5 protein-coding genes are annotated in these 6,865 nt (G+C 64.4%); 1 reads left to right on the top strand and 4 read right to left on the bottom strand.

From position 1 onward, the window contains the following. Positions 1–373: 373 nt before the first annotated feature. Entirely contained in the window at positions 374–763 is a 390-nt protein-coding gene (locus AC5JJ1_RS16535; protein ID WP_495786200.1) for a VOC family protein, read from the top strand. A gap of 344 nt (positions 764–1,107) precedes the next feature. Here the strand turns inward: AC5JJ1_RS16535 and AC5JJ1_RS16530 are convergent, their stop codons facing one another. The 4 genes from AC5JJ1_RS16530 to AC5JJ1_RS16515 form a co-directional block, all read right to left on the bottom strand. Beyond that, complete coding sequence (locus AC5JJ1_RS16530; protein WP_495786199.1) at positions 1,108–2,151, bottom strand: MYG1 family protein; 1,044 nt, start codon at positions 2,149–2,151, stop codon at positions 1,108–1,110. A 958-nt stretch (positions 2,152–3,109) separates the two neighbouring features. After that, positions 3,110–3,808 carry an alpha/beta fold hydrolase gene (locus AC5JJ1_RS16525; protein ID WP_495786198.1) on the bottom strand — a complete coding sequence of 233 codons (699 nt, stop codon included), beginning with the start codon at positions 3,806–3,808 and terminating at the stop codon, positions 3,110–3,112. A gap of 49 nt (positions 3,809–3,857) precedes the next feature. After that, the gene (locus AC5JJ1_RS16520) at positions 3,858–4,847 is read right to left on the bottom strand and encodes a Bug family tripartite tricarboxylate transporter substrate binding protein (RefSeq protein ID WP_495786197.1); all 990 of its coding nucleotides are present in this window, start codon (positions 4,845–4,847) and stop codon (positions 3,858–3,860) included. 495 nt (positions 4,848–5,342) lie between these two features. Beyond that, positions 5,343–6,806 (bottom strand): L-lactate permease, encoded by a 1,464-nt coding sequence (locus AC5JJ1_RS16515; RefSeq protein ID WP_495786196.1) that lies wholly within the window; start codon positions 6,804–6,806, stop codon positions 5,343–5,345. Positions 6,807–6,865 lie beyond the last annotated feature (59 nt).

The raw sequence follows: 6,865 nt of genomic DNA, 5'->3' as shown, positions 1-6,865 counted from the left end.
TTCGCTCCGCGTCGCCTCAACTCACGATCGAGTCAGTCCCAAGGCGGGGCGGTATTAGAGAAGCTTTGAGTATGGTTTGTGGCATGACCGTAATGGCGAGCTGGACGCCGCGGTCTGTGGATTACCGTTTAAAGAAAATCGTTTGCGTCCGTCGTCTCGGCCCGGCCAGCACGTAAAGTGAGGAAAAACCGAATTTCGGAAAACTCACAGCGGCAGTCGCTTCAGCCAATGTCGCTTCCCATAGCCGGTTTCATCGGTTGCCGTTAAAGTTGCTCGTTGCACCCTGACAGGCTCGGGCGCGATCCGGCCAAAGCCGGTCGCAGCAGGTGCCCGAAGGAGCGGCGGACCACCCGCGAGATCAGGAGCGGCACACGTGCTGGATCACCTCGCCATCGACGTATCCGACCTCGATCGCAGCCGGCGCTTTTACGCTGCGGCTCTCGCCCCCCTCGGCTTCCGTGTCGTGAAAGACGGTACCGCGTCCGTGGGTTTCGGCGTATCGGACGGTCCGGGCCGCTCGCTCGACCCTGGAGGCGGCTTTTGGATCAGTCAAGGCGATCCGCGACCTGCCGCTGTCCACTTCGCTTTCGCCGCATCGTCGTGGGATGTCGTGGACGCCTTCTTCGCGGCAGCGCTGGGGGCGGGCGGTAAGGATAACGGGGGCCCGGGCCTGCGCCTCCGCTACCACGCCAACTACTACGCCGCCTTTGTCCTCGACCCCGACGGCTACAACGTGGAGGCTGTCTGCCATTCGGAGCCGTAGCTCGGACCACGGTTCCCTCCCGTCAGATGCGGCCGACTTTGGTCAACCGCTGCAGCCGACTTCAGTGAGCGACAGAGACGTTGTGCTGCCTGCTTTTCAACCCGTTGACGGACGGTTGAGGTCGAAACGCGTCAACGGACCCTTTCCATAGTCCGCCTTATCCAACAACCAATGTCGGTTGAGAGCGACTGAGAGCTACATGAAGAGCGGCTTACGGAACCCGGCTGGCTGCCGCTGGTCCTGGTTGCGCGCCGCTGCTGGCGAAGTGCCATCGGTGGTAGCCCTGCGCCGTACGGTCCTGCCGCTCGGCGGCCATCAAAGGGACGCACCGTGGGGCGCAGTTCCTATCGCCCCCAGGCCTTGCGCAGCGCCTCGGCGGGGGAAGGCTTGTTGGCCAAGCAAGCCTGGCCCATGGCCAGCGCTGCCTCCCGGGTTGCAGCGATGGCCAAGTGGCCACTGCGGTGGACGAACACCGCACCCGGAATACCGCACGCCTTCTCGAGGGCAGCATCCTGCAGGCCGCGCCAAGCCTCGGGCATATCGAGGCGGTTCTTGAGACTGCCCTTCTCGGCCGGCATCGCTTGCAGCTTCCAGCGGCCGTCCGGCTCCGGGCTCATCACGTAAAGGATGGGCATGGCCAATTCAAAGGCCGTTCGCTGCCATGGCATGCCGCGCGGCAACTCCAACAAATCGGGGTAGAGGCCGCTACTCCCTGATCGGCAATCCTCCCAGGCCTGCGCCACGGCCTGGTACGCAAAGACGGCGCTGCGCTCCTTCTCGACCTGCTGCTCCAATGCCACGGCGACCATTTGGCTGGCCCGCAGGAACCCGGCAAGTTGCCGCGCCTCGAACGCGGCGGGGTTGGATTGGCTCGGCTCATCCCAGGCGCTGTTGAAGGCATCTACCATCGCAGTAAGGTCGGTCGGAGCAGCGCGCTCGACGCCATTGTCCACAAGATCAATGTGGCGCACGAACTTGTGACGGACATTTTCGGCTATGCGGGCCACCACGTCGCCTGCGACCCCCTGGAAACCCGACTTCGCCAGGGTATTGCGCACGTAGAGCTGCCCCAGGCTCAAGCCATTGCCCAGGTTGTCGGTGCGCCACACCAGACCTGCCGAGCTCAACGGGTCGCCATTCGGCGCTTTGGGTGCGCCAGGCTGGTGGTGGTCAAAGCGCCAGCGGGCCTCGTCGGCGGTGCCGCCGACGTCCCAAACGATGTCGGCAGCCTCCAGGGCAGCGCGGTCGCGGGTGCGGAACAGCACGTGCGTGCCGTCATCTGCACCGAGCCCCAGGGCGCCGGTCAGGACGACATAGGCGAGACAGTCATCGGCGTGGAAAGTGCCGCTGTGAGTGGCCAGTCGCAGGGGTCGATCGGTGGGGAGCATGGGCCTTATCTACACACATGGGCTCAATGGCAACTGCAGCAGCGTGACAGCTCCGCACAGGACCAGCGAACCTCTTGCCCTGACGCCTGCTGCTGCGATCACCGTCGTCTACCCTGGCTCAACTACCGGGATCCGAGGCAAACGCATCACCTGATGGGGTGGATGCCCCCTGCTCCGCGGCATCGAGGTGCCATAGCGTGGTTGGTGCTGAGCCCCACCACAAGGGAGAGGAGGCATCCATGAGGAGATTGCGACGATCGGCCTCGACTTGGCTCGCTGGGCGCCGCGTCTAGCGGGGGCCAAAGTGCTGAAGCGACGATGACAGCGAGATACCGCTGAGCTGGTGGCGAAAGAGGCCGTTTATCGCAGTGCGCTCCCAAAGCGCGTTCACCTAATTGCCCCTCGTTCCGCGCAGCTCATCAGAGCCCGCGGCTGGACCGGCCGCGTCAGAGGCCAGACATATGATCGCATTCGTGTTCTTGATGCCAGCGTCGCAGACTCGCCTTGACCTGCAAGGGGCATCCACACATGCGATAAGTGCCGCTTCCCGCGCGTGAGGTATGGCTACTCGCCCATGGGAGCATTTCCATAGCGCGCCTTATGCGGCAGCAGGTGGCTCGGGCACAGAGCCTTCTCGGTGCCCGGCCCAGAGCCCGGAGACGAGCTGCGCTCGCGCACGGATCAGCGTCGGGCGACCGAGGTGGACGTGGCGGTCGAGGCCCTCAACCGGATGCTGGAGCCGGGACGCCCGATCTCCGTTCGCATCGCATGATCCAGAACGGGGTAAAGGTGAGGGTGCCCTCCCCACTGATCCACGCAACATGGCCCATCCGGGGGGCAGGTGAGGAGTCGTCCTGTTACTCCGGCCCGATCTGCAGCGCCACCGGCCAGCCGTGCAACAACGCTCCATACATGCCTGGATCAGGCCTGGGCTGTGGAAGGATGCTTCACGATGCCTCTATGAATGCGCGTGGCCGGCTTTATCTGCGAGGAACTCGACAAACAGTTCCGCGCACGCAGCAGGTTCCTCGAGCGTTGGCAGGTGGCCGCAATCGGGCAGCACATGGAAATGCGCATGAGGCAAAGCATCCACGAGCGCCCGGCCTACTGAGGCTGGAACGATCTGGTCTGCCTCTCCCCAGATCACCAGCGTTGGCATTCGTAGCGCACCAAGCCGGGAGGTTACCTCAGCCCTTGAGCCTAACGCACGAGCTTGGGTTGCTCCCACTTTGCCGCCAACGCGGTGGGCCATCGACTTGAACGTTTCCGCTGCCTTAGTGGACCCCTTCGGCACTGCAAGGCCCGCCAGCATTTCAATAACGGTGTCCGGCATGGCTTCCAACCCGCCCACCAGTTCCTGCACGTTCGCTTCCGGCGCCGCCGGGTTGCATCCCATCAACCAAAGGGCCGACACCCGCTCGGGTGCAGCCAGCGCCACCTCAAGCGCAATGCTGCCGCCATAGGACGTGCCGGCCATAACGAAGGTCGGCGGCGCTTTGGCTAAAACAATTTCGACATTGGCCTGCATCGTCGGCTCCGAGAGCACAATCACCTGCGCCTCGACGGCCTCGCCCAATTGCTCGATCACCTCGCGGTACATGGTATCGTCCGACAGCAAGGCGGGGATGAGGACGACCGGTATGTGCTTGGCGGCCATGGAGCGTGCTCCTGATGCAGGTATGGGATGACGAAAGGCCGGCCACGATTTACTCCGACTTCACCCCCGAGGCCACGACCACCTGCCACCAACTCTCCGAATCCTCGCGCATCAGGGCGAGCATCCCTTCCGGCGAGGTCCAGGCCGCCTCGGCGCCCTGTGCGGCGAGTTCGTTCCTCACCCCAGGCGCCTGGCTGACCTCCTTCAGCGCGGCCGAGATCCGTGCCGCGATCGGCGTGGGCAGACCACGTGGCGCGACGGCGCAGTACCAGTTCTCCGCTAGCAGCTTCGGGAAGCCGAACTCGCCGGTGGTCGGCACGTCCGGCAGCGTCGGGCTGCGGCTTCGCGCGGCCATGGCGAGAACGATCATCGATCCAGCCTTGATGTGGGGCAATAGCGGCGGCAGGTCGGCAAAGAGCAGCTGAATCTGCCCCGACACCAAGTCAGTCACGGCCGGCGCGGCGCCGCGATACGGTACAACTTCCACTGCCGCCCCCGTCTGGGCACGGAAGACGAGGGCCGTCAGGTGGCTGATCCCCGCCGCGCCCGCGGTACCGATGTTAAGCCTGCCGGGCTGACGCTTCGCCAGCTCCAGTAGCTCCGGCAAGCTCTTCGCGCCGAGGCTCGGATGCGCCACCAGCGCCTCTGGCACGCGGGTGACGACTGAGATCGGTGTCACGTCCTCCGGCACTCGGTATGGCATCTTAGATTGGGTGTGAGGCAGGATAGTGAGCGAGCCACCGTCGATGATGCCAAAGGTGTAGCCATCCGCAGCGGACTTTAGCACGTAGTCCGTGCCGCTGATGCCGGAGCCACCGGCCCGGTTCTCAACCAGAACGGTCTGCTTCAGGACAGGCCCAAGCGCTTGGGCGTAGAGGCGGGCGATAATGTCGGTCGGCCCGCCAGGCGGGAAAGGCACGACGAGGCGGACCGGCCGGTTCGGCCACTCTCCGGTGTCTTGGGCGCGCGCGGCACTTGATGCCAGCGCGGCGCTGGCGAGAAGGCGGCGACGCCCGAAGGGCGCCTCGGTAAGCCACATGCAACCCCCCAGACGTCGTGTTCGCCATGATGGAGCGAGCCGCGGTCGCGTGCAAACCTCACGCGGCAGGTCGCTCCGGATTCAGAGCCTTTTGGACGACAAGGGAGGCGCAATCTCCTTCAGGGTGCTTTTCGCACTGACGACACCGGCGCGATGAGCTCTGACCGTCTCACTGGGAGATGCTGGTTGAGCTGTCGGTACGTGGCCTGCCGGAGCGACCGTAAAGGGAAGGCACGGTCGAGCGCGCGCGGCTGGCTTTGCTGTGTCGCCGGAGCGGGCGCAAACGGCGGGCGCCGTGCAGCATCTGGCTGTTCGCAGTGATCCCGTACGAAGTTTGCTTGCTGGCCTGTTTATCGCTCTCGCCTACCCTCATTCGCAATGCAGTCGGCCCTGCTGAAGCGTGTGTGGAAGATCCGATCGGCCGCATCCCTAGGTCCGGCCTGCTGCGCGGCGGCTTGGTGCCTTGGACCGCCGGGGGCTCTGGTTTGCATCACGTCATACCCGGCCTGAGGCAACCAAGACTGCCGCGAGGAGAAGGAGAGCGACCGCCGCCAGGGCGAATGGCAGCATGGCGCGGTAAGCATCGCGCTCGTGGCCTGCGGTGCCAGCAAGGCTACAGGCGATGGACATACGTACGGGCGAGACAATGTTGAGCGAAAAGGCCGCGACGTGTTGCAGCGCGATTGCAGCTGCGAGATTGAGGCCGGCTTCCGTCGCCAGACTGACCTGCGCTGCCATAAAAAGCCCGTTTGGGCCGTTACTGCTATTGGCCAATACGCCGTAGACCGCTGAGACAAACGGCATCACCACAACTGCCGCACGGCCGAATGTCTGAAACAGGCCTTGGGCAAGGCCGGTGGCGATACCTGAGCCGGACAACACCTCTGCCATGGTGGAGAAGGTGAAGATGCTGAGGATGGCGAGGCGGCCGGTTGTCCAGGCCGCCCTCAGATCCATCGGGAAGGATCGGGCGAGGCCACGCAGTAGACTCGTGAGGACTGCTCCGACAAGCAGCCAAGTTCCGGCATGAAAGAGGGGCGCCCAAGCCGGCGCGCCGGCGAAAGGGTACAGGCGCCCGACTTCCAGCAGAAAGCCTTCAAGCGGAGCGACAAGACGGGTAGCTCCCAGCCAGAGGATAAGGATGCCGAATGGAAGCACCCGACGGAATACCTGACCGAGGGTCCGACGATCCGGGCGCTCGTCCACCAAGTAGCGTAGTGCGATCACTGGACCGTAGGCGGCGAGCATTGCAGTTTCGGGACCGAGCACTGTTGTCGCGGCGACCACGAGGGCCAAGCTGGCTCCAAGCCAGAGCGCCTCGCTGAGCCGCTCTTGATAGCCTGCGGCGAAGCCAGCTCGGTCAGCCAGGCGCCAGTAGAGCGCCAGCCATGCAATGTTGAAGGCGATAACCAGGGTGCTGGCATGAAGGGTGAGCGTGGTCGGGTCGGTGCGGGCCAAGGCAGCAGCGATGATCGCGCCGCTGCCCATCGCACCCCACAGGATCATGGTCTGGCTAATGAGGGCAAAAACGAGAAGCTGAATGGGTTTGATCTGCAGACGGCGCACCAGCGCCATGGTGCCGATGATGCCGACGCCGAAGCCGGTGGCCGATTCTGCGAAAGGGCCGATCAGAAAGCAGGCCAGGAAAAGCAGGCGCCGCCCGGCACGGGCATTCAGTATGGGCGTTGCAGTGGGCACCCCGGCGTCGCCGGTTCGCATCGCGATCTGCCAGAACAAAAGCCCCCCCATAATATAGGGGACAATGATCCAGCCGATCCAGGCACCTCGTGCGAGCGAGACGACAGCATCCGCAAGCTGGAAGGTATGCGGTGCCGCCGCGAAAGCGACCACAAGCGCGGAAGCCAAGCCGATGACTGATGCGGCGAGCACGCCAAGCCGCCCACTTGCTATGGCAGCGATGACAAGCAGCGCTGGCAATGTCCACACGAAATAAGTCAACAGCCCTCCGTTCAATCGCTTTCCCACGCTGCCACGGTCAGGTCCATCCAGGCCGGCCG

The organism is Belnapia sp. (assembly GCF_059504005.1).
The sequence above is the reverse complement of the archived record's forward strand: the minus strand, read 5'-3'. Positions and strand labels throughout refer to the sequence as shown.

Excerpts from the sequence above, each read along its gene's own strand:
- AC5JJ1_RS16520 (WP_495786197.1), bottom strand. The coding sequence starts at position 4,847 with ATGTGGCTTACCGAGGCGCCCTTCGGGCGTCGCCGCCTTCTCGCCAGC.
- AC5JJ1_RS16530 (WP_495786199.1), bottom strand. The coding sequence starts at position 2,151 with ATGCTCCCCACCGATCGACCCCTGCGACTGGCCACTCACAGCGGCACT.
- AC5JJ1_RS16525 (WP_495786198.1), bottom strand. The coding sequence starts at position 3,808 with ATGGCCGCCAAGCACATACCGGTCGTCCTCATCCCCGCCTTGCTGTCG.